Source organism: Duganella rivi, assembly GCF_009857435.1.
Classification (GTDB): domain Bacteria; phylum Pseudomonadota; class Gammaproteobacteria; order Burkholderiales; family Burkholderiaceae_D; genus Rugamonas; species Rugamonas rivi.
The window spans coordinates 127,585-152,100 of record NZ_WWCK01000002.1; the positions used below are offsets into that span (position 1 = coordinate 127,585).

The 24,516-nt window shown below is 56.3% G+C and carries 18 protein-coding genes, 1 tRNA gene and 1 pseudogene; 14 read left to right on the forward strand and 6 right to left on the reverse strand.

The annotated features are described in order from the left end of the window. Window positions 1–17 precede the first annotated feature (17 nt). Window positions 18–2,168, reverse strand: coding sequence for a diguanylate cyclase domain-containing protein (locus tag GTP45_RS05155; protein ID WP_161012825.1), 2,151 nt, complete (start codon window positions 2,166–2,168; stop codon window positions 18–20). A 180-nt stretch (window positions 2,169–2,348) separates the two neighbouring features. Here GTP45_RS05155 and GTP45_RS05160 point away from each other — a divergent pair, with 180 nt between their 5' ends. The 5 genes from GTP45_RS05160 to GTP45_RS05180 all read left to right on the forward strand — a co-directional run bounded on the left by GTP45_RS05160 (window position 2,349) and on the right by GTP45_RS05180 (window position 9,566). After that, complete coding sequence (locus GTP45_RS05160) at window positions 2,349–3,551, forward strand: efflux RND transporter periplasmic adaptor subunit (protein ID WP_371874412.1); 1,203 nt, start codon at window positions 2,349–2,351, stop codon at window positions 3,549–3,551. Between the two features lie 11 nt (window positions 3,552–3,562). Next, the gene (locus GTP45_RS05165) at window positions 3,563–6,694 is read left to right on the forward strand and encodes an efflux RND transporter permease subunit (RefSeq protein WP_161012826.1); all 3,132 of its coding nucleotides are present in this window, start codon (window positions 3,563–3,565) and stop codon (window positions 6,692–6,694) included. A 1-nt stretch (window position 6,695) separates the two neighbouring features. Further along, on the forward strand, window positions 6,696–8,132 hold the full coding sequence (locus tag GTP45_RS05170) for an efflux transporter outer membrane subunit (RefSeq protein WP_161012827.1): 1,437 nt from the start codon (window positions 6,696–6,698) through the stop codon (window positions 8,130–8,132). Window positions 8,133–8,201: 69 nt separating this feature from the next. Next, window positions 8,202–8,813, forward strand: coding sequence for a TetR/AcrR family transcriptional regulator (locus GTP45_RS05175; protein WP_161012828.1), 612 nt, complete (start codon window positions 8,202–8,204; stop codon window positions 8,811–8,813). Window positions 8,814–8,858: 45 nt separating this feature from the next. Then, window positions 8,859–9,566 carry a fumarylacetoacetate hydrolase family protein gene (locus GTP45_RS05180; protein ID WP_161012829.1) on the forward strand — a complete coding sequence of 236 codons (708 nt, stop codon included), beginning with the start codon at window positions 8,859–8,861 and terminating at the stop codon, window positions 9,564–9,566. Between the two features lie 5 nt (window positions 9,567–9,571). Here GTP45_RS05180 and GTP45_RS05185 read toward each other — a convergent pair whose 3' ends face one another. Further along, a complete protein-coding gene (locus GTP45_RS05185) occupies window positions 9,572–10,396 on the reverse strand; it encodes an SIR2 family NAD-dependent protein deacylase (RefSeq protein ID WP_161012830.1) in 825 nt (274 codons plus the stop codon). Between the two features lie 70 nt (window positions 10,397–10,466). Between GTP45_RS05185 and GTP45_RS05190 the strand changes: the two genes are divergently transcribed. Both GTP45_RS05190 and GTP45_RS05195 read left to right on the forward strand, forming a co-directional pair. After that, window positions 10,467–10,543 (forward strand) — tRNA-Pro (locus GTP45_RS05190). A gap of 256 nt (window positions 10,544–10,799) precedes the next feature. Further along, window positions 10,800–11,330, forward strand: coding sequence for a hypothetical protein (locus GTP45_RS05195; RefSeq protein WP_161012831.1), 531 nt, complete (start codon window positions 10,800–10,802; stop codon window positions 11,328–11,330). A 215-nt stretch (window positions 11,331–11,545) separates the two neighbouring features. On the opposite strand, the gene GTP45_RS05200 is transcribed toward GTP45_RS05195, so the two are convergent. Next, window positions 11,546–11,740, reverse strand: a complete 195-nt coding sequence (locus tag GTP45_RS05200) for a helix-turn-helix transcriptional regulator (protein WP_161012832.1) — start codon at window positions 11,738–11,740, stop codon at window positions 11,546–11,548. A 943-nt stretch (window positions 11,741–12,683) separates the two neighbouring features. Here GTP45_RS05200 and GTP45_RS05205 point away from each other — a divergent pair. The 5 genes from GTP45_RS05205 (at window position 12,684) to GTP45_RS05225 (ending at window position 21,267) form a co-directional block, all read left to right on the forward strand. Beyond that, the gene (locus tag GTP45_RS05205; RefSeq protein ID WP_161012833.1) at window positions 12,684–13,502 is read left to right on the forward strand and encodes a hypothetical protein; all 819 of its coding nucleotides are present in this window, start codon (window positions 12,684–12,686) and stop codon (window positions 13,500–13,502) included. Between the two features lie 81 nt (window positions 13,503–13,583). Continuing rightward, complete coding sequence (locus GTP45_RS05210; RefSeq protein ID WP_161012834.1) at window positions 13,584–14,942, forward strand: primase-helicase family protein; 1,359 nt, start codon at window positions 13,584–13,586, stop codon at window positions 14,940–14,942. A gap of 1,067 nt (window positions 14,943–16,009) precedes the next feature. After that, window positions 16,010–17,536, forward strand: coding sequence for a recombinase family protein (locus GTP45_RS05215; RefSeq protein WP_161012835.1), 1,527 nt, complete (start codon window positions 16,010–16,012; stop codon window positions 17,534–17,536). 86 nt (window positions 17,537–17,622) lie between these two features. Continuing rightward, a complete protein-coding gene (locus GTP45_RS05220) occupies window positions 17,623–18,285 on the forward strand; it encodes a recombinase family protein (protein WP_161012836.1) in 663 nt (220 codons plus the stop codon). A 678-nt stretch (window positions 18,286–18,963) separates the two neighbouring features. Next, window positions 18,964–21,267 carry a DNA-methyltransferase gene (locus tag GTP45_RS05225; protein ID WP_161012837.1) on the forward strand — a complete coding sequence of 768 codons (2,304 nt, stop codon included), beginning with the start codon at window positions 18,964–18,966 and terminating at the stop codon, window positions 21,265–21,267. Here the strand turns inward: GTP45_RS05225 and GTP45_RS05230 are convergent. Continuing rightward, complete coding sequence (locus tag GTP45_RS05230) at window positions 21,264–22,118, reverse strand: hypothetical protein (RefSeq protein WP_161012838.1); 855 nt, start codon at window positions 22,116–22,118, stop codon at window positions 21,264–21,266. The genes GTP45_RS05225 and GTP45_RS05230 overlap by 4 nt on opposite strands. Further along, window positions 22,108–22,383, reverse strand: coding sequence for a helix-turn-helix domain-containing protein (locus tag GTP45_RS05235; RefSeq protein WP_161012839.1), 276 nt, complete (start codon window positions 22,381–22,383; stop codon window positions 22,108–22,110). Before GTP45_RS05235 ends, GTP45_RS05230 begins: the two co-directional genes overlap by 11 nt. Window positions 22,384–22,980: 597 nt before the next feature. Between GTP45_RS05235 and GTP45_RS05240 the strand changes: the two are divergent. Beyond that, window positions 22,981–23,304: pseudogene (locus GTP45_RS05240) on the forward strand (transposase); the annotation flags it as partial. 46 nt (window positions 23,305–23,350) lie between these two features. Here the strand turns inward: GTP45_RS05240 and GTP45_RS05245 are convergent. Continuing rightward, complete coding sequence (locus GTP45_RS05245; RefSeq protein WP_161012840.1) at window positions 23,351–23,593, reverse strand: helix-turn-helix domain-containing protein; 243 nt, start codon at window positions 23,591–23,593, stop codon at window positions 23,351–23,353. Window positions 23,594–23,733: 140 nt separating this feature from the next. On the opposite strand from GTP45_RS05245, the gene GTP45_RS05250 reads away from it, so the two are divergent. Further along, window positions 23,734–24,399 carry a hypothetical protein gene (locus tag GTP45_RS05250; RefSeq protein ID WP_161012841.1) on the forward strand — a complete coding sequence of 222 codons (666 nt, stop codon included), beginning with the start codon at window positions 23,734–23,736 and terminating at the stop codon, window positions 24,397–24,399. Window positions 24,400–24,516: the final 117 nt, after the last annotated feature.

A 24,516-nucleotide genomic window follows, 5' to 3' on the forward strand; every position in this document is an offset into this window, starting at 1 on the left:
TGCTACCTGAAACCGCTTTATCGGCGCGCACGCAACTGCAGACCTTCTTGCTTGTGGCGGTACATGGCGCGGTCGGCGCGGCTCAGCAGTGCTTCAATGTCCTGCGGATCGTCTGGATGATGGATGGCAATGCCGATGCTGGCGCTCAGCGCGACGGTGGCGGTTTTCAGCACGAATGGCTGCTGCAGCGCCGGCAGTAGCTTGTCGGCCATTTCCTGGGCGTCGGCGTCGCTGTGCAGCATTTCGAGGATGACCACGAATTCATCGCCGGCCAGGCGGCCCACGGTGTCGGTCTTGCGCACCGCGCCGCGCACGCGTTCGGCGAATTGGCGCAGCAGTTCGTCGCCTTCCTCGTGGCCATAGCGGTCGTTGACTTGCTTGAAGCGGTCCAGGTCGAGGAAGAACACGGCGCAGCTTTGGCGCAGGCGGCTGGCGCGCTGCAGTGCCTCGGGCAAGGCTTGCATCAGGGCGCGGCGGTTCGGCAGGCCGGTCAGGGTGTCGTTCAGCGCCATCGCCTCCATCGAGGCGAATAGCTGCTTGCGCTCGCTGATATCGTGCAGGAAGGCGATGAACAGGTGGCCGCTGCTGCGCGGCACGTAGGCCAGCGAGACTTCCACCGGCAGTTCCTGCCCGGCGCGGTTGTGCAGCATCAGTTCGACGCGGCGGCTAAGCAGCGACGCGGCGCCGCCGGCACTTTCTGCCAGCTGGCGCATGTCGCGCTCGTAGGCGCGGCGCAGCAGCGGCGGCAGCATCATGGCCGCCAGTGGCTGGCCGATGACTTCCGTGCGCTTCCAGCCCAGCAGTTTCTCCGCCTGCAGATTCCATTCGCGCACCACGCCGCCCGGATCGAGGGCGATGAAGGCGTCGTGGGCGTTGTCGAGAATTGCCCGCAATTCGGCGGCGCGTTCTTGCAGCAGTTGCTGCGTGCTTTGCTCCTGCGCCAGCGCGCGCTCCAGTTGCAGCGCTTTGCGGGCGATTTCGCGGGTGCGCTCGGCCACCGTGGATTCCAGCTTTTCGTTCAGGCCGCGCAGCGCGCCGAGGTGATTCTGCTCATTGTTGAGCATTTCATTGAGGGAGCGCGACAGTACTTGCACCTCGTGGTAGCTGTCGTTCTGGCGTACGTCCGGCAAGGTGGCCGCATCGGCCGGCGCGGCCAGGCGTTCTTCGATAGCGCGGCTCAAGGCATTTAGCGGGCGGGTGAGGCGGCCTGCCGCTATCGCCGCGCCGATGGCCATCACCGCGCCAAGGATAGCGCCCAGCAGCAGGATCTGGCGTTCCAGCGCGCGCGCGCCGGACAGGGCCAGCGCCTCCGGCTGGCGTACCAGGATCGACCAGTCCAGCGTGGCCGGATCGCCGGGCGTGCCGGTGCGGGCGTAGCCGGTGAGGTAATCGCGTCCGTCCGCCCAGGTTTCCTTGAGCGCGCCCGAGGCGCCGCTGGCGGCCAGCGCCAGGCTCTCGCTGCTGATCTTTTGTTCTTCCATGCCCTGCGGGCCGAGGATGGCAACGCCGTCGCTGCGCACCACGAAGACATCGGCCGCGTATTGCAGGTTGGCTGGCGCGAACACGGTTTGCACCATGCGCCGCGCCCATCCCCAGCTCATGCGCACGCACACCACGCCGCGGAACTGGCCGTTGGCGTCCAGCACCGGGCCGGAGGCGTCGACGAAGCGCCACGGGTCGGCGTTGTACGGCAATTTCCGGCCAGGCAGGGTGGCCGGAGGATAGTCGGCGGCGCGGATCTTGTCCTGGCCAGCCTTGAACCAGTCGCGCGCGCTGACGTCCGCGCCTTCCTGCACGCCCTGCGTGGCGGCGAACACCTTGCCGTCCGGCGTGGCTAGGCCGATCCATGCGTAGTCGGGGAAGGTTTTTTGCAGGCTCTCCAGCACGCGGCGCACTTCGACCGGATTTTTTCCCTCGCGGATGCGCGGCAGTTCGCTGAGGAGTTGAACGTCGCCGGTGGCCTTGCGCACGATGCCGGTGAGGGAGCTGCGCATCTGCCACGACAGCTGCTGCAAGCGCTGCTCGGCCTCGCGGCGCGCGTAATCGATGGCGAAGTGATCGACCAGTATCAGTAAGGACAATACCGTCAGCAGCACCGTCGCGCTAACGCCCACCGTGACCAGCGTGGTGAGGCGGGGGCGGGTGGTAGCAGGGGCCGGCGGGAGCATGGACTGATTGTAGCATCGCACGATCTGCACACTGTTGCGTTCAGGACAATTTTGCTGGTTTAAACCACGCTTAAGTGACACTTAAGCATGATGCGTTGCACAAGAAAGTTGCTTGACTTAATTAGAATGATCGTTCATTCTATAGTCTGTGCTTAATTTTTATACAGAAAGCCCAATCTCATGGAAGCCTTTTTCTGCAAAAAACCTCTGCTGCGGAGCGCTGGCGCCGTAGCGATCATCTCCGCGCTGGCCGTCATGGCCGGCTGCTCCAAATCCACGGCCGAAGCACCTCGCACGCAGCAGGTGGCGGAAGTGGGCGTATTCAAAGTGGCGCAAGAAGCGCTGCAAATCACCACCGAACTGCCGGGCCGCACCGCCGCTTATCAAGTGGCTGAAGTGCGCCCGCAGGTCAGTGGTCTGATTCAGAAACGCCTGTTTGTTGAAGGTGGCGACGTCAAAGCAGGCGTGCCGCTGTACCAGATCGACGCGGCCACTTATCAAGCCGCGTACAACTCGGCCAAGGCGGCACTCGCGAAGGCCAAGGCCAACCTGGTGGCAGCCGCGCCGAAAGTGGCGCGCTACAAGGACTTGGTCGCCATCGAAGGCGTGAGCCGCCAGGATTACGACGACGCTGTCGCCGCCCACGAGCAGGCCAAGGCCGACGTGGAATCGGCGGTCGCCGCGCTGGAACAAGCCAAGATCAATCTCGATTACACCCACGTTGATGCGCCGATCAGCGGCCGTATCAGCCGTTCGGCCGTGACGCCGGGCGCGCTGGTGACCGCCAATCAAACCACCGCGCTGACCACCGTGCAGCAGTTGGACCCGATCTACGTTGACGTGACCCAGACCAGCGAAGACATGCTGCGCCTGAAGCGCGAAATCGAAAGCGGCGGCTTGAAAAAGAATGGCGGCCAAGCCAAGGTGACCTTGCTGCTGTCGGACGGCACCAAGTACGCGCTGGAAGGCAAGCTGCAATTCTCCGACGTGACGGTTGATCCGGGCACCGGCAACGTGACGCTGCGCGCGCTGTTCCCGAATCCTAAACACGATCTGCTGCCGGGCATGTTTGTGCGCGCGGTGATCGAGTCGGGCGTCAACGAACACGCGATCGCCGTGCCGCAGCAAGGCGTGACCCGCAATCCTAAAGGCGAAGCCACTGCGCTGGTGCTGAACAAGGAAGGCAAAGTTGAACAACGTACGCTGGTGACCAGCGGCACGCTGGGCGCCAAGTGGCTGGTCAAATCGGGCTTGAACGAAGGCGACCTGCTGATCGTGGAAGGCGTGCAGAAAGTGAAGCCGGGCGCACCGGCCAACGCTGCGAAGCCTGCCGCTGCTGTCGCAGGCGGTGCTATGCCTGCCAACGCCAAGAGCGCGCAATAAGGAGATAGCATATGTCCCGTTTCTTTATTGATCGCCCGATTTTCGCGTGGGTGGTCGCCATCGTCATCATGCTTGCGGGCGTGATTGCGATTCTCGGCCTGCCGATATCGCAGTATCCAAGCATTGCGCCGCCATCGATTTCGATCAGCGGTTCCTATCCGGGCGCATCGGCCAAGACGGTGGAAGACGCTGTCACCCAGATCATCGAACAAAAGATGAAGGGTATCGACGGCCTGCGCTATATGTCCTCGTCGTCCGATTCGACCGGTGGCGTCAACATCACGCTGACCTTCAAGAGCGGCACCAATCCTGACATCGCGCAGGTGCAGGTGCAGAACAAGCTGCAACTTGCAACGCCGCTGCTGCCTGCCGCCGTGCAGCAGCAAGGCCTGGTGGTCGCCAAGGCTACCAAGAACTTCTTGATGGTGCTGGGCTTCGTGTCCGAAGACGGCTCCATGAAGCAGGCCGACATCGGCGACTACGTGGCCGCCAGCGTGATCGATCCGATCTCGCGCGTGGAAGGCGTGGGCGATGTGACCAACTTTGGTTCGCAGTACGCCATGCGTATCTGGCTGGACGCGGCCAAGCTGCAAAGCTATCAACTGACGCCTGCCGACATCGCCAACGCCATCACCGCGCAAAACACCGAGGTGTCTGCTGGTGAACTGGGTGGCCTGCCTGCCGTCGCCGGCCAGCAGTTGAATGCGACCGTGACGGCGCAAAGCCGTCTGCAAACCGCTGAACAATTCGGCGCTATCTTGCTGAAGACTTCCGCCAACGGCGCCACCGTGCATCTGCGCGACGTGGCCCGCATGGAGCTGGGCAGCGAGACTTACAACATCCTCGCGCGCTACAACGGCAAGCCTGCCTCCGGTATGGCGATCAAGCTGGCGACCGGCGCTAACGCGCTGGATACCGCCAATGCTGTGAAAGCCAAAGTGGCCCAGCTGGAGAAGCAATTCCCGCACGGTCTGAAAGCGGTAGTCGCTTTCGATACCACGCCTTTCGTCAAACTATCGATTGAAGAAGTGGTGAAGACGCTGGTGGAAGCAGTCATCCTGGTGTTCCTGGTGATGTACCTGTTCCTGCAAAACTTCCGCGCTACGCTGATTCCAACCATGGCGGTGCCGGTGGTGTTGCTGGGTACTTTCGCGATTCTGTCGGCGCTGGGCTATTCGATCAACACGCTGACCATGTTCGCCGTGGTGCTGGCTATCGGCCTGCTGGTGGATGATGCCATCGTGGTGGTGGAAAACGTAGAGCGCGTGATGACGGAAGAGGGCTTGTCGCCGCTGGAAGCGACCCGCAAGTCCATGAGCCAGATCAGCGGTGCGCTGGTGGGTATCGCCATGGTGCTGTCGGCGGTGTTTGTGCCGATGGCGTTCTTCAGCGGTTCGACCGGTGTGATTTACCGCCAGTTCTCAATCACGATTGTGTCGGCGATGGTGTTGTCTGTGCTGGTGGCGATGATCTTCACGCCTGCATTGTGCGCGACGATTCTGAAGCCGGTGGAAAAAGGCCATCACCTGACTAATAAAGGTTTCTTTGGCTGGTTTAACCGCACCTTTGAACGTAGTACCAATAAGTATCAAGGCATCGTCGGTTCGATTCTGAATCGCGGCGGTCGTTCGCTGGCGGTGTACGGCATCATCTTGGTGGTGCTCGCAGTGGTGTTTGTGCGTCTGCCGACTTCCTTCCTGCCGGAAGAAGACCAAGGCGTGCTGTTCTCGCAAATCCAATTGCCTACCGGCGCAACGCAAGAGCGTACGCTGAAGGTGATTGAAAAAGTTGAGAACCACTTCATCAACGACGAGAAGAATGCTGTCGCTTCGGTGTTCGCGGTGGCTGGCTTCAGCTTCTCCGGTAATGGCCAGAACAGCGGTATCGCCTTTGTGCGTATGAAGGATTGGGCTGAACGTCCGGGCGCAGCGAACCGCGTCAATGCGATCGTTGGTCGCGCCATGGGTAAGTTCTCGCAGATTAAAGATGCGATGGTGTTTGCGTTTGCTCCGCCAGCCGTGCTGGAACTGGGTAACGCCAGCGGCTTCGACTTGCAGCTGCAAGATATCGGCGGCGTCGGTCACGATGCGCTGATGGCGGCGCGTAACCAGATGCTGGGCATGGCGTCCAAGAGCCCTGTGCTGGTAGGCGTGCGTCCTAACGGCCAGGAAGATACGCCGCAGTACAAGATCACCGTGGATCAGCAAAAGGCGATTGCACTCGGCCTGTCCGTGGCGGATGTGAACAAGGTGCTGAGCACCGCGTGGGGCAGCTCCTACGTCAACGACTTCGTCGATCGCGGCCGCGTGAAGAAGGTGTACCTGCAAGGTTCTGCTGAATCGCGCATGACGCCGGAAGATCTGAACAAGTGGTTCGTGCGTAATGCCGACGGCCAGATGGTGCCTTTCTCGGCCTTCTCGACCGGCCAATGGATTTACGCTTCGCCGCGCCTGGAGCGCTATAACGGTTTGCCGTCGACCGAGATTCTCGGCATGCCGGCGCCGGGACAGTCGTCGGGTGTCGCCATGGCGGAAATCGAAAAGCTGGCTGCGCAACTGCCGCCGGGTATCGGCTACGAGTGGACCGGCCTGTCGACCGAAGAACGCGACTCTGGTTCGCAAACCACGCAGCTGTATGCGATTTCGATTCTGATCGTGTTCCTGTGCCTGGCCGCGCTGTATGAAAGCTGGTCGGTGCCGTTCTCGGTGCTGCTGGTGGTGCCGCTGGGTGTAGTCGGCACGGTGCTGGCGACTTTTGTGTTCAAGCTGTCGAACGACGTCTACTTCCAAGTGGGCCTGCTGACCGTGATCGGCCTGGCGGCGAAGAACGCGATTCTGATCGTGGAATTCGCCAAGGAGCTGCAAGAGCAGGGCGTGGAACTGAAACAGGCAACGCTGCAAGCGGTGAAACTGCGTCTGCGTCCGATTCTGATGACGTCTATCGCCTTTGGCCTCGGCGTGCTGCCGCTGGCAATCAGCAGCGGCGCAGGTTCCGGCAGCCAGAACGCCATCGGCGTTGGCGTGCTGGGCGGGATGCTGACTGCGACCTTCCTGGGCATCTTCTTCGTGCCGCTGTTCTTTGTGCTGGTACGCGGCTACTTCGCGCCGAAGAAGGCCGCTCCTGCAACTGTAGAGGTGCATTGATATGAAAAAGTCTGTTATTACTTTGGCTGCGCTGGCGATGTTGGCCGGTTGCAGTCTGGCGCCGGTGTACGAACGTCCGGCGCAACCGGTGGCGCAGGCTTGGCCTGCGGGCGACGCTTACAAGGGCGTGCCGGCTGCCGCCGCTGACGCCAAGCCGGTGTCGCAAATCCAGTGGCGCGAATACTTCTCGGACGAGAAGCTGCGCAAGGTGATCGAGCTGGCGCTGGCCAACAACCGCGATCTGCGCGTTTCGGTGCTCAATATTGAGAAGGCCAAGGCGCAGTACAACATCGACACGGCGGCGCTGCTGCCCAAGCTGTCGGCCAACGTCAGCCAGAGCGCATCGCGCACGCCGTCGACGATGACCGGCACCGGCGAAGCTGCCATCAACCGCCAGTACAACGGCGGCCTGGTGATGTCTTCGTACGAGCTGGATTTCTTCGGCAAAGTGCGTAATCAATCGGAAGCCGGTTTGCAGAGTTATCTCGGCACCGAGGAAGCGCGCCGCACGCAGCAAATTACGCTGGTGTCGGAAGTGGCGAATGCCTATCTGACCTTGATCGCCGATCAGCAGCGCTTGAAACTGGCACAGGAAACCTTGAAAAGCCAGCAGACCAGCTATGACCTGAGCAAGAAGCGCTTCGCTTCGGGCGTGGTGGCCGGTACCGATATGTACGATGCGCAGACCACGCTGGAATCGGCGCGCAACGACGCAGCGGTCTACAGCGCGCAAGTGGCGCTGGATCTGAATGCCTTGACGCTGCTGGTCGGTAGCGCCGTGCCGGAAGAATTGCTGCCTACGGGTGACCTCAACGAGGTCACCCAGCTGGCGGCGATTCCGGCCGGCCTGCCTTCAGACCTGCTGCAATCGCGCCCGGACGTGCAGGAAGCGGAGCGGGCGCTGCGCGCTGCCAATGCCAATATCGGCGTGGCGCGTGCGGCCTTCTTCCCGAGCATTTCGCTGACGGCGTCGGGCGGCAGCGCCAGTTCGACGTTGTCTGGCTTGTTCAAGGCCGGTTCGTCGGCGTGGAGCTTTGCGCCGGCGATCAACTTGCCGATCTTCGATGGCGGCGTGAATCGCGCCAACCTGAATATCGCCAAGGCTGACCGCGACATCTCGGTGGCGCAGTACGAGAAGGCGGTGCAGACGGCGTTCCGCGAAGTTGCGGATGCACTGGCGACGCGCGGCACGCTGGATGAGCGCCTGTCGTCGTCGCAGGCCTTGGTCGATGCGGCGCAGAAGAGCTACACCATCAACGAGGCGCGTTATCAAAAAGGTGCGGACTCGTACCTGAACGCGCTGGTGTCGCAACGCGCGCTGTATGCGGCTCAACAGAGCTTGATTACCACCCGCTTGGCCAAGACCAGCAACGCCGTCACCTTGTACAAGGTGCTGGGCGGCGGCTGGCAGCCGGAATTGCCGCAACCGCGCGGTTAAACGGCTCGGCGGGTGCATTGCCATGCGCCCGCCGTTATAATGGTTTCATATTCACCCTAGGATCGCTTCATGAAATTCGACGTCAAACGGCGCACAGACCCGGAACGCGCGCAAAATCGCCGCAACCAGGTCTTGCAGGCAGCAGCGGTGTGCTTTGCGCGCAGCGGCTTCCATGGCGCCAGCATGTCTGAAATTTCCAAGGAAGCGGGCATGAGCGCGGGCCATATCTACAACTACTTCGAGAGCAAGGAAGCCATCATCATGGCCTTCGTTGATCTGGAAATCGAGCACGTGACCGGGCAGTTGCGCGAACTGGAAGGCAAGGACGATCCGCTACAATCGATGATCGACGACGCGCCCAAGCATGTGGATGAGAATCTGGAACCGGAATTCTTCCAGCTGCCGCTGGAGATGTTTGCCGAGGCGGCGCGCAATCCCAAGATTGCCGAGGCCTTGCGCGCTGGCGACCAGACGGCGATGAACCGCTTCCGACCCATCATCAAGCGCGAGCGCGAACGGCGCGGTTTGCCGGTGGATGACCAACTGCTGGATGGGCGCATTGATACGGTGGTGTCGTTATTCCATGGGCTGCCGATACGCGCGCTACATCGTCCACAGATTAATCGCGACTCTCTTGTGGAGGGGTATCGCGTCGCCTTGCGTGCCTTGCTGCTGACCTGATTTGTTGTACCATGCGTGATGTCCTTTCCTGCTTATCGGAGCATCATGACTTCCTACGTAATTCCTGCCCACGACATCGTCGGCCTGCCGGTCGCCGGTACTGCTGACTTATTCCCGGTGCGCCGCGTCTACTGCGTTGGCCGCAACTACGCGGGCCACGCGCGCGAGATGGGCTCCGACCCGGATCGCGAACCACCATTCTTCTTCTGCAAACCGGGCGATGCCCAGGCCGTGGTGCCGGCTGCGCCGAACCGCGTGCTGGAACTGCCGTACCCACCGGTGACCAATAACCTGCACTACGAGTGCGAGCTGGTGGTCGCCATCGGCAAGGGCGGCGCCAATATCGCCGTGGAAGATGCAGCGTCGCACATCTACGGTTATGCGGTTGGTTTCGACATGACGCGCCGTGATCTGCAATTCAAAATGCGCGATGCGGGCCGCCCTTGGGAAATCGGCAAAGCGTTTGATTTCTCGGCGCCGATTGGTTTGATTCATCCGGTGGCGGATGCCGGCGATATCAACAACGCTGCGATTCAGCTGGATGTGGATGGCGTGACCAAGCAGTCGTCGTCGATCTCGCATTTGATCTGGTCGATCAACGAGACCATCGCCAACTTGTCGACGCTGTTTACGCTGGCGCCGGGCGATTTGATCTTCAGCGGCACGCCGGAAGGTGTAGGCGCCGTGGTGCGCGGCCAAGTCCTTGAAGGCAAGGTCGCGGGCTTGTCGCCAATTACCGTAAAATTGGTATAAACCGTTTATAGCAGAGCGTCTATGGCGCTTAATGCGTCGTAGGCGCCGGCTGCCAGCCCGACATCGTTGGCGCTGGCGACCTGCGGCTCCCGTGGATTAATGCGGATCATGCGGCCGTTGTGGCGGCTGATGACTGTTTGGCCGAAATAGCGTACCGACGGTATCGCCACGCCCGCACCCAGCTCAATTACTAGCGGACGCTGGGCCTTAGTCAGTAGCCGGTGTAGCCGCGCTTCCTGCGCGGCGGTGCGCTGCTCGTTCCAGCCGGAGTCGCCAAACATCAGAATATTCGGGCGGGCGAGGGCGCCGCAGTGCGGGCAGGTGGGCGGCGCGTTGAGCAGGCGGCAGGCGTCGTTGTCGACTTGCGGCGTGTAGCCGTCGGCAGGCCAGATGTCATCGCTGCATGGCTTGGTGCATTGCAGGTGGTGGATCGAGCCGTGGCATTCTTCGATGCGCAGCGGATTAAAGCCGGCGGCCTGGAAATGGCCGTCGACATTGCTGGTAAAGACGCCGTAGCCATGCTCCATGCGCTCGCCCCATTTCTTCAGCAAGCCAAAGCCGGCATGCGGCACGGTGGCGCGGTAGAGATTCAGCCGATGCCCGTAAAAGCCCCAGGCAAGCGCGGGATCGTCGCGGAAAGTGGCGGGCGAAGCGACGCTGGTGAACTCCATCTGCGCGCGGGCCAAGGCCGGGTAAGCCTTCCAGAATCCTTGGTTGCCGCGAAAATCAGGCAATCCCGAATCCACGCCCATGCCCGCGCCAGCCGCGATGATTAGCAGGTCGGCTTGGGAGAGAAGGGCGGCGGCATGTTCGAGGGCGGCGGTTGTCATGTGGCCATCTTAACGGCGATAAGCAAACATGACAAATACTTAAACCCGCTGCTATAATTATTCGGTTAGTCGGGGCGTAGCGCAGCCTGGTAGCGTACATGCATGGGGTGCATGGGGTCGGAGGTTCGAATCCTCTCGCCCCGACCAACAAAATCAAGGGGTTCAGTGATAGTGGTCACTAACCTCTTTTTTCTTTTCTGGGTTCGTGCCCTACGCCTGCCCTAGATTTTCTTCCTGCCCTACTGGTGCCCTACGGGCGATTTCCCGGTTTTGGTGCTGTTCTCTGCCTTGATTCTTGCCTCTGAAAGCTAAAGTTTTTCCTTTGGCTTGGGTTCAGGGCTACACTGAATCACCTCAACCACCGCTCGCAATCATGGCGACTTCCCCATCCTTGACCTTCGGCATGTCCAACTGTTTCGACGTGTACGAAAAGCTAAAGATAGACCTTGAGGCGTTAGAGGCTTCTAGTGGCGAAGATGAACAAAGCCAGAAGCGTCAAGACTATGCGGCGTTTAACTTCATGGTCACGGCTAGGCATCTTGCGGCTGACTGGTTGCCCAACAATGCCGGGAGGCCTAAGCAATCCCTAAAGAAGCTAAAGAGGAAGCATCCGGGTATCGCTGCGGCTTTGAGTGCAGCACAGGACATAGCGAACGGGAGCAAGCACTTCACCGTAACGAAGTACACGCCGACCACTACTGTGGAGAGTCGCGGAATCTTCGACTATGAAACTTGGTGTTTTGGGCCGCAGTACGGAGTTAGGGGCGGTGGCTACTATTTCAGCATGTTTGGCCTAGCCCGTATCTTGATGGCCTACTTCGATTGGGTCTTTGATGATGCGGCGTCTGTCAACGTGTTCCCTGCGGGGCTGATTGCACAGGTGGATTACTCCCGGATAGTGCCGATGAAACCTCGCGCCGGGAGCGTGTCATGAGTGGCCCACGAATCACACCTCCGCCCGGTTGGTTGTCCGCAGTTTGGATGGGATCGCTGGTAGCGATGCTTGTGCAGCTTTACTTCGGCTTCAAGGTGCTGCTTTGTTGTGTTGGTATTCTTGTCGTTGTGGCATTGGTGCGGCATCATCGGGAAAAGCGAAGGCGACGTGAGTATGAAAAAAGCCGCAGTCATTTCTGATTGCGGCTTCTTAGGTCAGTGCAGGGTGGTTGCGGCCTTCATTTCGATGTAGGCGTTCAAGTCGCTGAGTTTCCATCGTGTCTGCTTTGCTGAGAGTTTGAACGGCTTCGGAAAGCTTTCGTCGCTGGCGGCTTTGGCCCACACGCCGGATACGCTGGCGCATAAGATGTTGGCTACCTGTTGGACGGTCATAAGCTGGTTTTGGAACATTTAAGTCCTCCTTCTAATCTGTGTTTGTCGGCTCCTTGAGAGTGATTAAGTTGCGCTGGATGGCCCAGCGACGGCATCTTACATAGGTCGCAAACTGAATAGCAAGGGCATTTTGAAATTTCTTTGTTGGTATATGTGCTGGCGAATACCTTACTGTTTTTCGGAACAGTGGGGTATTTCTTAGTGCATATAATGCACAGTCGCGACCTGGCGCTGTCCGTCATTGCGCTCGCCTATGTGCAGCGCTGCGATCTGATTTTGCGCATGCCGTTGAACTGAGCATTGGTGAAACCTTAGAGCACGCTTTACTGTTAAATGGACAGTAAATGACCCATTTGCTTAGATTGGTCATTTATTTTCGTCGCGGAAATTTTCCATAGCAGGGTACGTCAGCCGTATTCTTACTCAATACCCTGCGTTGCCTGTCGTGAACGGCGACTTACCCGTCTTACACTCTTGGCGAAGGCTAACCGTTTTAACCTCACACTTACCTCATTACGCGGCTGGCCGTGTTTCTTTTGGTTGAGGAATCGTGCTTCTTACTTACTTAGCACTTGATGCGGGCATCTTCCGTCTAATTTTGCCGTTCCCTCTGAATTACATTCTGCACGCAGTCAAATTACCATCATTCATGTCTGTTAAGTGTTGAATAGATATCGGTTTCACGACCAGTTCCTTACCTACTTACTTACAACTTTGACAACACTCTTCGGGTGTGTAATGATGCTCTCGTTGATGCAGCAACAGCCGCATTAGCCTCATGAGAAGCACTTGCTGGTGGGATGTTCCCCGCATTTCCTAGCCTGCCATAAAGCCGCCCAACGGCACCAACCCTATCCATTGCCCTCGATGCCATTTGACTGGCAGGTCTAACTTCGTCCCCACAAAACGAGTAAGCCACGGGCATGGGTTATTCGATCAAAATTACACGAAAGGATTCAAGATGAATCAACAACACAACGATCAGAATGCATTCCCAGCTTTTGTGGTTCCGCAAGAAGTGGAGCAGTTCTTAGCCAGCATCGGCTGCTACAAGCGATTGAACCACGCTACCAACGTCTACTGGCACGAAGTCCTTGGATACACGTTTACGGTAATCGATACCCTGCCGGAGAACCCGTTAGCGATGAGCATTGAAGGTGATGAGCCGGTCGTGATCGTTCTTAACGGCATATCCGCCGCGCAGCGAGAAGAAACGGACGGTCACTGGTACTTGCTCACACTCGAAGAATTGCCGCACTTCTGCGTGCATACGGCTTACTTTGACATCCACAAAGAGGATCAAAAAGGTGCCTGCCGAGACCCTATCTATGGCCTGACCTATGTACCACCTCCAGCCGATATCATCGCGGATATCCCTACGTTCTTCGCCAGCTTAGGCTGTCACCTCTTTGGTGACGGCTACACGGGGTATTTGCATCCTCTGGACAAGCTGCTCCATTACACGTCAGCACCAGAAGCCTTTCTGAGAGAGCATGCAGACCTAGATTCGTCACCATGCTCGGTAACTCCTCCATTTTCGGCTGTTCTCGTCATTGATGATGACATACGAATCGAGCGGCTAAACGACCTCACCATGTGGAACATCGTGAAAGTAAGCGATCTCCCGCGTTATCTGGCGAGTTACGCTTTCGCTGATGAAGGTGTTCGTGAAGCGTTGGCCCACGAAAGGGAAATGGTACTTGCATCGATGATCGAAGAATACCGATTGAAGCAGGTAGCAGCAAGCACCATGGTTCAAACGCTACAGACGTCGTGCTGAACATTTAAGTCTAGATAAACACAATATAAGCATGCGATATGCCGTCTCTTAGCATGTCGCGGCTTTAGAGAAGGAGTCCTTATGCATAATCAATCAACTTACGAAGAACACAGCCCAGCGCAAGCCGTCACGAAATTCGCAGCACACCTTCGAGCGCAGCAATGGTGCATTGACACCTCCACCTTCCCGATGAAAGCGCTTCATCCCTCCACAGGCCAGAACGCATCGCTTGACCATTTTCGCGCAAGCTTCCCAAACTGGGCCAAGTCCAACCGCATCAAAGTGACGGGTGACTTCAGCACGTTCCTGAAAGGGCTGGGGGAGCGTCTATCGCAAGAGCTACCGCGTGTACTGGGTTCGGGCTTCAAACCTGTGCCAGAACGGTTTTACGAACCGCACGCAGGCATCCCGATGGCGAATACCTACGTCCCCTTTAAGCCAGTTCGTCAGGTCGGCATGCCCATTCCAGAAGTGTTCAGCGACTACCTCAGTCGCGTACTGCCAGCGCAGCTTGACCGAGACATGGTATTGGACTGGTGCGCTGATATTATCCAGAACCCAGCACGGAGGCCCGAGTGGGGTGTCATCCTGACTGGTGAGCAAGGCACCGGTAAATCCACCGTCGTCTCGCTGGTCAAGAAGGCGCTTGGTGATAAGCACGTATGGCACCGCGAAAAGTATTCGCTGGCGCTGGAGCGCTTCTCCGAGGTCTTACCCAACAACCTGCTAGTCTGCTTCGATGATGCCGTTGCTAGCCCCAGCACGTACGAGGATTTGAAGTTTGTAATGTCGGCTAAGGAGCTATCCGTCAGTATCAAGTTCGTTCAGAAACCCCAGAACCGTGATCTGTACGCTCGTGTAATGGTCTGTTCCAACCATTCTGTACCGTTTGACTTTGGTGGGCAGGAAGACCGTCGCTTTTACGCCTGCGAACCATGCACGCACAAGATCAGCTTTGCAGAATCCAAAGAGTTCTTTGCTCAGTTCCATGCGTGGTTAGGCACTCCTGGCACTGCTGACTTTCTTTATAACTTCTTCATGGATCGTAACCTTAGCCAGTTCAAGTCAGGGTCTACGATTCAGACCGACGCGTTGAAGCACATGATCGGGCTGACCGCTGCTGACCTGCATGTTGTCTTGCGTGATATCGTTGCGCAGACGCCGTTTTTCCATAACGAGTTTTTGCGCACTGAACTGAAACGCATGGGACACGGGTCGGTTAGCGCAGAACGAATCCAATTCGCAATGTCACGCCTTCATTATGAACAGCGTCGGCGTGCAGTTCCCGGATGCCGTTCTAAGCAGGTCAGTATTTGGCAGCAGTGCGGCAGGCAACGGAACCGCAAGCTGACGCCGCGAGAGGTGGCCTCGATCCAGTACAGCGACCAGCAGGAAGCTATTCGCACAGGTCTACAAGCTGATGCAGTGAATTGCACGTAACGATGGGTTAAGTGCATGAGAGAGTCCCTTGAAAGCCTTTAAATTCAAGGGTTCTTCGTCTTAGTGCAGTTAATGCAGAGATCGGGTTAGCCTTCTAATATATACATTAATAGCCCGTTTTTTCGTTGTTCGCATTGGGGATCGGTACCTGATCGTTTCAGCCGTGCGGTAGCGAGGCTGGCTGTAAGTTATGTTATACACCTTTGCCGCAAACTTATTTCTACACCGTTGTGTACAGGGTCTCCGCTTCGCTACCGGCCCACAATCCTACCCCTGACAAACCACTTACACTATTGCCCGTAACGGGTTTGCTTTCCAGTGCACGATATGGCGCAGCCATGTTATACAACCGCAGCAGTATCGATAGTGATTGCTGGCCTTCGCTCCGCTCTCGGCCCTAAATCCACCCACAGAAAAACTACTCTCACTACAACACCTACCGGGTTTGACTTCCCTGTGCACGATATGGCGCAGCCATGTTGTACCCATAGCGTGGCACATGTATTGGCACAAGTGGGAACTTAGCGTACAACACATGCAATGCTATGTTTTAGGGAGCGTAGAGAGTTGTGTGTAAGTGGCGAGTACTGGAAGTACGAGCCGAGTGACATAGCTGTCCGATAATGTACGCGATATGATTTCGCTACATGTGGTGCGACACCTGAAAGGTGTGACCAGACATGTAGTCCGCTCATATCTTACTCAGCCAATCCTGACAGTGAATGGGAGTTAGCTGAGTCCGAGCCGTGACCAGTATCAGGTTAGTTTTGCCGCCACTATCCAATTGGAGTTTGATGCAACGCAAGCCATCGATCTGCAATTTCCGTAACCATGCTGTTATGGACTATTTCCTTACCTCTCGCCTGTGCACTGTAGCTCTTATGCTAATCGAGACGCATGGTACGTTTTTCGCGGCATGCTTTTTATCCGAGCAGGGAGTACCACTCGAACTTGCGCTGGCAACTTTAATCAAGAGGTCGGTTGGAAAACCTGCGAAGCCGAACTATCCTGAATCATCTCAGTAATCTGGGCTACGTAGACTGCCCTGACGGAGCATGGAGGCTTACATGGACTCTCGTACAGTGCCGATCAAAGCGGCTTGCTATGCACGAATGTCTACGGAACATCAGAACTACTCCTTGCTACACCAGCAGAAGGTCATCGATGCCTATGCAGCAGCGAATGGCCTAGAAATCTGCTGCCGGTATGAGGATGCCGGTAAGAGTGGCTTGAGTCTTCAAGGTCGGAAGGCTTTGCAACAACTAATCGCCGATGTGCAGGGTAATCCAGCGTTCGCAGTCATTCTTGTGTACGACATCAGTCGCTGGGGCCGATTTCAAGATGTTGATGAGTCGGCCTATTATGAACACATCTGTCGTCGCTCTGGCGTGCAGGTAATCTACTGCGCGGAGCAGTTCAGCAACGATCGTTCGGCTCTGTCATCGATTCTGAAGTACCTCAAGCGCTTGATGGCAGCGGAGTACAGTCGAGAACTCTCTGCCAAGGTCTTCTCTGCTCAGTGCACGTTTGTGGGCCTCGGGTACAAGGCCGGTGGTTTAGCAGGTTACGGACTTCGCCGTGTACTGGTTGATCGCTCAGGGAAGATCAAGCAGGTGCTGAATCATGGCGAACGGAAGTCAGTATCAACAGATCGGATTTCACTTGCGCCGGGCTCTCCGTCTGAAATGGAACTGATTCAGCGCATCTTCAAATGGTACGTTGAAGACGGGCTTGGAGAGACTAGAATCGCCAAATTACTCAATTGCTCTGGCCATACCGACGAGAGTGGCAAGCTCTGGACTAGATTTCGTGTTCGTACAATCCTGACTAGCGAGAAGTACGTGGGCAACTTGGTCTTCAACCGAACCTCATTTAAGCTTAAAGAGCACTTTGTTAAAAATCCGCCCGAGATGTGGATTCGTAAAGTTGCAGCTTTCGAGGGCATCATCCCATCGGAACTTTACGACGCGGCTCAGTTAGTACGAAAACGGAAGTGCAGTCGGTTCGCCGACGAGCAACTGTTTGACATTTTGCGGTACATGCAAAGCAAGCACGGACGGGTATCTGCACGCCTACTTAATGCCGAACCTGGCATTCCCGGAATGCAGGTTTATCGCCACCGCTTTGGCACGATGGGGGAGGCATACCGTCGCGCTGGCATCTACAGTCCACGCATCGATCACCATGTCCAGACAAGACGACGCATAGCTGCGATGCGGAAAGCGCTCATGGATCAAGCTATGGGGCTGATCGCACAAACAAGCGTTCAGGCAGCACGGACTGAAAATCCCTACGAACTGCTGCTCAATGAAAGTATCCGGGTACGTATCGTCACTGTGCGCTGCATACACGATGTCAGCGGGCATGAACGCTGGCGCATCCCGATGGGCGAAAGTATGGGGACTGACTTCGTGTTGGCTGCCCAGCTAACGACTGACAATTCAGGCATCCTTCACTACTATCTCTTTCCGGCCAATACGCATCCACGGCCTTACGTGCTACTGCGTGGCGAGAGACCCGACGAATACTTGTGCCGCCGGTTCGAGCAGCTTGCGGATATCTTCGGGGTAAAAAAAGATCGGAGGGGTGGTTGATAGGATGAGGTTGGAAAATTTGCTTGTATGCGACCATTAAACGTTCGTATAATAGGTGCATACAAACTGCAACGAGGCACCAAACCATGAAGCCAGCCATCATTTACCTGCGAGTATCGACCTCTGAGCAAGGTAAGAGCGGTCTTGGTCTGGACGCCCAGCAGCGTGCTATTGAAATGTTCGCCAAAGCTGAAGGCTTCACCATCGTGGAAGCAGTGACAGAGGTCGCCAGTGGCAAGCTGGGCCTTGAAGACCGTACTGGCTTGAAGCAAGCACTGACCAAGGCGAAGAAGCTGCGCTGCCCGGTCATCGTATCGAAGCTTGATCGCTTATCTCGCGACGTGGCGTTCATATCGGGCTTAATGGCGCGAGGTGTGCCATTCGTGGTTGCTGAACTGGGCGTCGATACTGACCCGTTCATCTTGCACCTGTACGCTGCACTTAGCGAGAAGGAGCGCAAGCTGATTGGTTCCCGTACCAAGGCAGCACTGGCGACGCTCAAGGCGAAGGGCGCTCAACTGGGGAACCGAACCAACCTAGCCGAAGCACAGGCAGCAGGGCAAGCAACCAACGCAGCCAAGGCCGCAGCCTTCAATGCCAAGCTGCTGCCAACCATCAAGCAGATGCAAGCACAGGGCATGACGATGGCACAGGTAGCGGCTGAACTGAACGACCGTGGCACCACAACTGCGCTGGGCAAGACGTGGCACCAGTCCACTGTTTCCCGGCTACTCAAGGCAGCAGCCTAGGACGCGATAGGAGGCCCGCTACGGGCCTTCACTTCCGGGCAGTGGCACGCTGCCTAACAGCGCCCGCAGCGTCCACGTATATTTTACGCGCTTGTGAGGAGCATTCTCCCCGGCCCCAGCCGCATTAAACAACTCGCTGTAACTCTCAACTTTCCAGACGACTCCGACGCCCTGGCAATATCTTGGTGGCTCTATAGACGACTTTTGCAGGGCTGGTAGCTCGTTAAGGCAGCTCCTCGACCTTGCTGTTTTTTTTTAGGTTTTTTCAGAACGGTATCGAATCATCCATGTCTCCAGCCTTTGGACGTGGCAGTTGACGATGAAGACAAACATAGTTTCGTTGTCCTCGACCCACTACAATCCCTTTTCTGACAACGCAATGCCAGGGTAGAGCCAACATTTTTCTTACGCATACGCGGCTGCGCGCGATGGGGGAAATATGAACAAGAATCTTTCTAATCAGCAATGGCTAAGCCACTCGCCCGCCCTGCCAGAAGCTCCCCATCGCACCCTGCAAAGGGTCCTGCCGCCCCACCGCTTCGTGCCCTTCTCACCAAACTATACATTGTCGTAGCCCACAGAATTAGGAGCCAAAACGTCATACCCATGCGTTGATTCAGATTGACCCGTAGACGGGAATATGCCATAATCGCATATTTAAAGTGGGTTAGACTTGCCATGAATCTCCAACAATCGTTAGTTCAAGAATTCGAAAGCCTGTTGGGGGCCAGCGTTCATTTTCCTCAAGAATATAAGGTGGCACTCGCCCCCTTATGCGAACATCTGGAAGCGCATGCACTTCGGACACCAACTGAGCGTCAGGCGAGATTGATAGCCCACATAAACTCGAAGTTCAATGTTAATCGCGATGGCATTGCTAAGGTCTACGCTCACGCCGCATCCCGAGGTTTAGTCTTCAATTTCCACGAGAAGAACCTTATTCAAGCTGCGTTCGACTCCGGGGACCAGTCCGCATTCGAGGAAGCAATTAGCAAAGCAAGTAGCAAGGAGGGCCTGGTCGACGCCCTTTGCCGGCTCTTCGCTCCAGCCAGTCCGGCAGAGACTATCTCCTACTTTAGAGGAGAAGTTGAGGCACCCTCTAAGCTCCGCGCGGAACAAGGCGACCGTGCTATTGGAAACGAAGCGCTGTTGTCTGCATTTTCGGCATTTGTGTTCTCAGCGGCCGATCAGGAAGTACTGCATTCGTACTTCGATTCCACTTATAGCGCCGAGACTTATGAGCGCGCTTTCTGGCTTCAGTTGCGTCAGCTACATCCACAACTGTACTCGCGAGAACGGACGTTAGATATCGCAAAGATAGACCAGGAGCTTGCCGATTCGTGTGGCTCCTTAGAGGAACTACGGTCAGCGGTGTTTGCTCATGTATCTACAAGCTATCAAGAGCTGGAGAACCATGGTCATCTAGCATACTGGATTGAGCCGATAGTAGTCGAGGGTCGCAATATCACCTGGGAAATCTGTTCGGACATCATGCTCTTCGCGGAAAAGCATGACGAGGTAAAGCTCAAGAATGCGTATTTTCGAGCTAAGCAAATCGAGAGCGAAACAGTCTCGCATGTCCCGGATGTAGACGTCGGACAAGCGCGGTTTGACCTGGCAAATGAAGGGTTTACCTACAAAGACACTTTCGTATGCGCTCCGTCGCCCACGTCCCCCGCTGGCTCTGAATCGCTACTTTTACTTTTCCAAAAGAATAAACGAGACGAGACGATAATTCCTTGTCCCGCTTGTCGCACGCGTGACGTTCACGGGAATTCCTATTCCAGCCTCGGCGTTCGAAGCTGGGAATGCCGAAATTCTCTCTGCCCAGACAGAAGCAAATATAATCGCGGCAAGCGGTACTCGTTCAAAGCAATTTTGATGCAAGAGGCTATTGACGAGGTCGAGAGCTATATCCCGCCCGAGTCCGTTCGTAAGTGGTCTCGCGATGTTCAAACCGAACGAACGATTTACGACGCGACTGAGATGCTGATTCGCCACTACTCCCTGCATGGAGACGGTGTCGCATTATTCGGAGTAGATGCGCCCAGCGATTCGCTGGGCCGTCGCTTCCTATCGCACGGCCGTATAAATACCGCAGACGGGAATAGCTCAGCCGGCTTCTTTGAATCTCCCTGGTTCCAAAGGTACGCCTTGCCTTCTTCTGCACAGGAATCAAAAGAGAATGCTAGCAGCACCACGATACAACGTCTTGGCTCCCTGACGATGGTCTGCGGCAACTCGGCAATGGTGCTTCAGGACTGGCCCGAAAACTATTTTGATGGTGCAGTAACGTCCCCACCTTACTTCAACGCGCGCGAGTATTCACAATGGCCTAATATCTATTGTTATTTACGCGACATGTTGATAATTGCCCAAGGCTGCTATAAAGCCCTAAAACCTGGCGCAGTATATCTCTACAATATCTTCGATTATTTCGACAACGAACGAAGTGTTGTATTCTCAGCCATGGGCGACAAGCGACTGATTCTCAGCGCATATACTGTTGACATATTCAGGCGTGCCGGCTTCCACCTCAGCGGCTCGATAACCTGGGACAAGGGCGATATCGAAGGGAAGCGTGGATTCAATGCTGGTAACTTCTCGCCCTATTACCAAGCGCCGTTCAATTGCTGGGAGCATGTTCTTGTGTTCGTCAAGCCACCAGCAGTGGAGACCACCGATTTGTCCAGCGCTCTTCCAGCAATTCTTCGTGCTCAACCAGTGATTAAGATGGTAAAAGGCCAAAACACTTACGGCCACACTGCACCATTCCCTATAGAACTGCCGAACCTATTGCGAGCACTAATGCCGAAAGGCGGACGAGCATTAGACCCCTTCGGAGGAAGCGGCACGACCGCTCGCGCCTTGGACGGGTACGCAGCCGAAACGGTGTGTATCGAACAAAAAGAGGAATACTTCGAGCTGGCGCTAAAGTTGTTCGACTCACACCGCATGGCCACAACAAACGTAGCGACTTAAGCAGAGCTATTTGATGGAGACGTCATGGGCACATGAGCATACTTGCTTGTAGGGTCAATATCATAGAGCCCCTCGTGCTGAAGCCACCTCGCCATCGCCCAAGCTTCCTCAAACCTGATATTCGCCATGGTTAGGCCGTAGGCACGGCACAGGTCATGGAATGCAGCGTAATTGCTAGGGCGATGGACGAACAGGAGCCACATCAAACCGGCTTCAGCAGTAAGGAAAGTTAAGCCCCCATTTGCATGGGAGGGACGGCGGATAACGTTGTGCCGCCTGCAGCGAAGAGTCATATTGTCGAGCCGGTCCGCAACGTTTGCAAACTCTTCATACGAGGCTTTTCCTGCCATCAGCGCAGCATAAAGGTCCCGAGAAAGACTGTCGAGCAGCGCCTCTTCGATGCCCTGATAGTTGTGCTGAACTAGCATTCCGCTCAACTGTGACTTAATGCTGCCGACAACTGCCGCAGGGTCGCGTTGCAAAATATTCGGAAAGCCTTGCCAGGCCCAGAGCCCGACCCCAGCTACAAACTCCCTCGGAATTGCATGGTCAGCCTGCAAGTCCACTCGGGTATCGCAATCAGCGCACCGCCCGTTTTGCATGAAGTGCCAAGCGCGCACCGCCGCCCAACATTTCCGAGGTTCGAAGTGGCTTTGAAAGGTCTTCTTCGACGCTATCGAAGTACCGACCTGTGATGGGTTAATGCTGCCCAGCATGGTCGATGTCACCTCACGCCAGCTAACGATTCCCTGAGCGATGAGCTGCTCAAGAAGTCCGTGCCAATGCTCCTCCGTCCAGTCAGCACCGTTTGCGGGATACCCTGGGTTATGCTGCCCTACGTCAATCGTCATCTAACGCTTCCTGTTCATGTCCTGTAAGAGCAGTCTCGAACCGCAAGACGAACTCGTTAAGACCAATACCCATAGCAGCGCAGTAAGTACGAAGCTCAGCAACGTCCAGCCGTCTCTCGCGTCGCTCAATCTTGCTGATTAGAGACTGCTCCACGCCAAGCCGCGTAGCTAACTCGACTTGAGTAAGGCCCGCCTCTTTCCGAACCGCCCTAAGCAATGAAACGAGCTTGGAATAATCATTACTGTGTAAGGGGTGTGGGAACATTGGACTACGATATAGGTGAGAATCGAATATGCCAAAATCGACTATTCGGACTGGAGAGGCAAAGAGGCGTTAAAAGCGATACCGACAGAAGGACTCCTGCTCAGCTACAGAAGAAGGACTTGGCTATCGCATACCATGGGAAAGTAACTGTCTGACAACGTGGGGCAGAGGCGCAGACACAAAGCGAGTGATCTGATAGGTGGAGCAGTCCAACAAGCAACTCAAGAGCACATACCGAGCGCCGCCAATTGGATTCCTACACCAGCCCTACATGGGAAGTCACATGCGAGCGCAGAGCGCAAGAAACTGGCCATAGGAATTACGTAAGCTCTTGATTTTATTGGCCCAGCCCAGCTGGGTTCGAACCAGCCCCCGTTACTATATACAGACCTTGATCCTCAAGGTTTTGGCCAGCCAAGTTCGGCATGATTGTTGCCCCCAGTCGCCCATGATCCGGGGGGTGTTGTCACCGAACTTGGTGGGTGGCTGGTGATCGCTGATAGGGACTTGGCCAAGGAGACATGCTGAGGCCATCCGTAACGTGGATGTCGAGACCTGCTGCCGTATGCCGTTGGCCATTAGAACCTCTTGTAGCGGGAGGTCGCTGCAAAAGCGTTTGCCTCTGCTGCTCACCTCGCGGCCTATGCTGGGCTGGCCCCTGTTACCCGCCGCTCTGGCTCCTCGATTCGCGGTGAGCATCCATCACGACGTGGAAACAAAGTACTCAAGCGAGCGTTGTTTCTATCTGCCTTCGCGGCGCTACGAGACCCCGTATCACGGGCTTACTATGCCCGAAAGATTAGCCAAGGCAAGCGCCACAACCAAGCGTTAATCGCTCTCGCCAGGCGCCGCTGTGATGTCATGTACGCCATGATGCGGGACGGTACACTTTATAGCCCCGCCCCACTCACAACTGCTTGACGAAGGACATAGGGACACCCCTCGGCTTAGAAGGCTATAGCTTTGCCTACAATTTGGCTACGCCCATCAACTGCTCCACAGTAACTTCGAGCGCTCGGGCAATCCGAGTGATGACCAGCAACGCAGCAACGGAGTCACCGCGCTCCACACGTCCTAGATAACCCTTGTCCAGTTCAGCAGCGAAGGCAAGCGCCTCTTGGGTCAGCCCCCTCTCAGTACGCAGACGACGAACAGCATCGCCGAAGGCGATCAGGTCTGGATGCTGGCGGTTTGGTGAATAAGTGGGCACGCCAAGATGATGCTGGTATGCTACTGTTTCATCGAGCGTCTATAGACGCATTCTGATCGACTTAACCAATTTCGAGGCAAATGAGAAACCACACCGTAGCTGCTACCCTGCTTTGCTTGCCACTATTGAGCCACGCAGGAATGATCGACAACGCGAAGGCTGAGATTCGCAAAGAACGCATTGATAGCGTGCTGTCTCGGCTGGGCTACTTGGAGAAGGAGGTCGCAGCATGGCAAGCAAACCCAGACGCAGAGGGTAAGCGCTGCTACGACGAAGCAAGCAAGAACTGGACGCTGTTTAGCGGGATGCCCAAAGCTGCGTTGGATGCATGTGATGAGATCATACGCAGAGAAATCAAAGGAGCGTGGGAGGCCGCGTCGAAAGCTTCTGCTCAGGAATACGTACAAAAGCGTCTTGCTGTTCGTAAGGAGCGGGCTGAACTACGCAAAGCGGGCTTGTTGCCATCAGATATGCGCAGACCGTACGCGGTGTACGACACCGAAATGAGTTGCATGTACTCGTACGGAGACAACGAAACCACTTCTCACTGCGACAGATCCCGCAAAGTAATCGAAGACTTGATGGAAGACGAAAACCTCATCGTTGACCGTTATGAAGCTCGGCTATTCCAGAACGAGCAGAAGAGAAAGGCTGAACTTGCCGAAACCGGCGCTGCGATGGTCGAAGGAAACCCGGAATACTGGAACTGCGTACTAAAGCGTCTCCCACCACGATCAACGGTGTACGATGCTACCGAAAAAGACCAGAAAGCATGTTCAACAGACTCGCGCAGCAAGAAGAGGTGAAGGTCGTGTGGGGCTGCGCCATTCACAGGATGGGCGTAGCCATTGATCGTATGCTGGCATTGACTAACCAGCGTAGATCGCCATAACAGGCCCGCTAGCAGCCTGTTCTAAGCCGCC

What these genes read in the sequence shown, in the direction of transcription:
- GTP45_RS05155 (WP_161012825.1), bottom strand. Translation starts at nt 2,168, where the DNA reads ATGCTCCCGCCGGCCCCTGCTACCACCCGCCCCCGCCTCACCACGCTG.
- GTP45_RS05160 (WP_371874412.1), top strand. Translation starts at nt 2,349, where the DNA reads ATGGAAGCCTTTTTCTGCAAAAAACCTCTGCTGCGGAGCGCTGGCGCC.
- GTP45_RS05165 (WP_161012826.1), top strand. Translation starts at nt 3,563, where the DNA reads ATGTCCCGTTTCTTTATTGATCGCCCGATTTTCGCGTGGGTGGTCGCC.
- GTP45_RS05170 (WP_161012827.1), top strand. Translation starts at nt 6,696, where the DNA reads ATGAAAAAGTCTGTTATTACTTTGGCTGCGCTGGCGATGTTGGCCGGT.
- GTP45_RS05175 (WP_161012828.1), top strand. Translation starts at nt 8,202, where the DNA reads ATGAAATTCGACGTCAAACGGCGCACAGACCCGGAACGCGCGCAAAAT.
- GTP45_RS05180 (WP_161012829.1), top strand. Translation starts at nt 8,859, where the DNA reads ATGACTTCCTACGTAATTCCTGCCCACGACATCGTCGGCCTGCCGGTC.
- GTP45_RS05185 (WP_161012830.1), bottom strand. Translation starts at nt 10,396, where the DNA reads ATGACAACCGCCGCCCTCGAACATGCCGCCGCCCTTCTCTCCCAAGCC.
- GTP45_RS05195 (WP_161012831.1), top strand. Translation starts at nt 10,800, where the DNA reads ATGTCCAACTGTTTCGACGTGTACGAAAAGCTAAAGATAGACCTTGAG.
- GTP45_RS05200 (WP_161012832.1), bottom strand. Translation starts at nt 11,740, where the DNA reads ATGTTCCAAAACCAGCTTATGACCGTCCAACAGGTAGCCAACATCTTA.
- GTP45_RS05205 (WP_161012833.1), top strand. Translation starts at nt 12,684, where the DNA reads ATGAATCAACAACACAACGATCAGAATGCATTCCCAGCTTTTGTGGTT.
- GTP45_RS05210 (WP_161012834.1), top strand. Translation starts at nt 13,584, where the DNA reads ATGCATAATCAATCAACTTACGAAGAACACAGCCCAGCGCAAGCCGTC.
- GTP45_RS05215 (WP_161012835.1), top strand. Translation starts at nt 16,010, where the DNA reads ATGGACTCTCGTACAGTGCCGATCAAAGCGGCTTGCTATGCACGAATG.
- GTP45_RS05220 (WP_161012836.1), top strand. Translation starts at nt 17,623, where the DNA reads ATGAAGCCAGCCATCATTTACCTGCGAGTATCGACCTCTGAGCAAGGT.
- GTP45_RS05225 (WP_161012837.1), top strand. Translation starts at nt 18,964, where the DNA reads ATGAATCTCCAACAATCGTTAGTTCAAGAATTCGAAAGCCTGTTGGGG.
- GTP45_RS05230 (WP_161012838.1), bottom strand. Translation starts at nt 22,118, where the DNA reads ATGACGATTGACGTAGGGCAGCATAACCCAGGGTATCCCGCAAACGGT.
- GTP45_RS05235 (WP_161012839.1), bottom strand. Translation starts at nt 22,383, where the DNA reads ATGTTCCCACACCCCTTACACAGTAATGATTATTCCAAGCTCGTTTCA.
- GTP45_RS05250 (WP_161012841.1), top strand. Translation starts at nt 23,734, where the DNA reads ATGATCGACAACGCGAAGGCTGAGATTCGCAAAGAACGCATTGATAGC.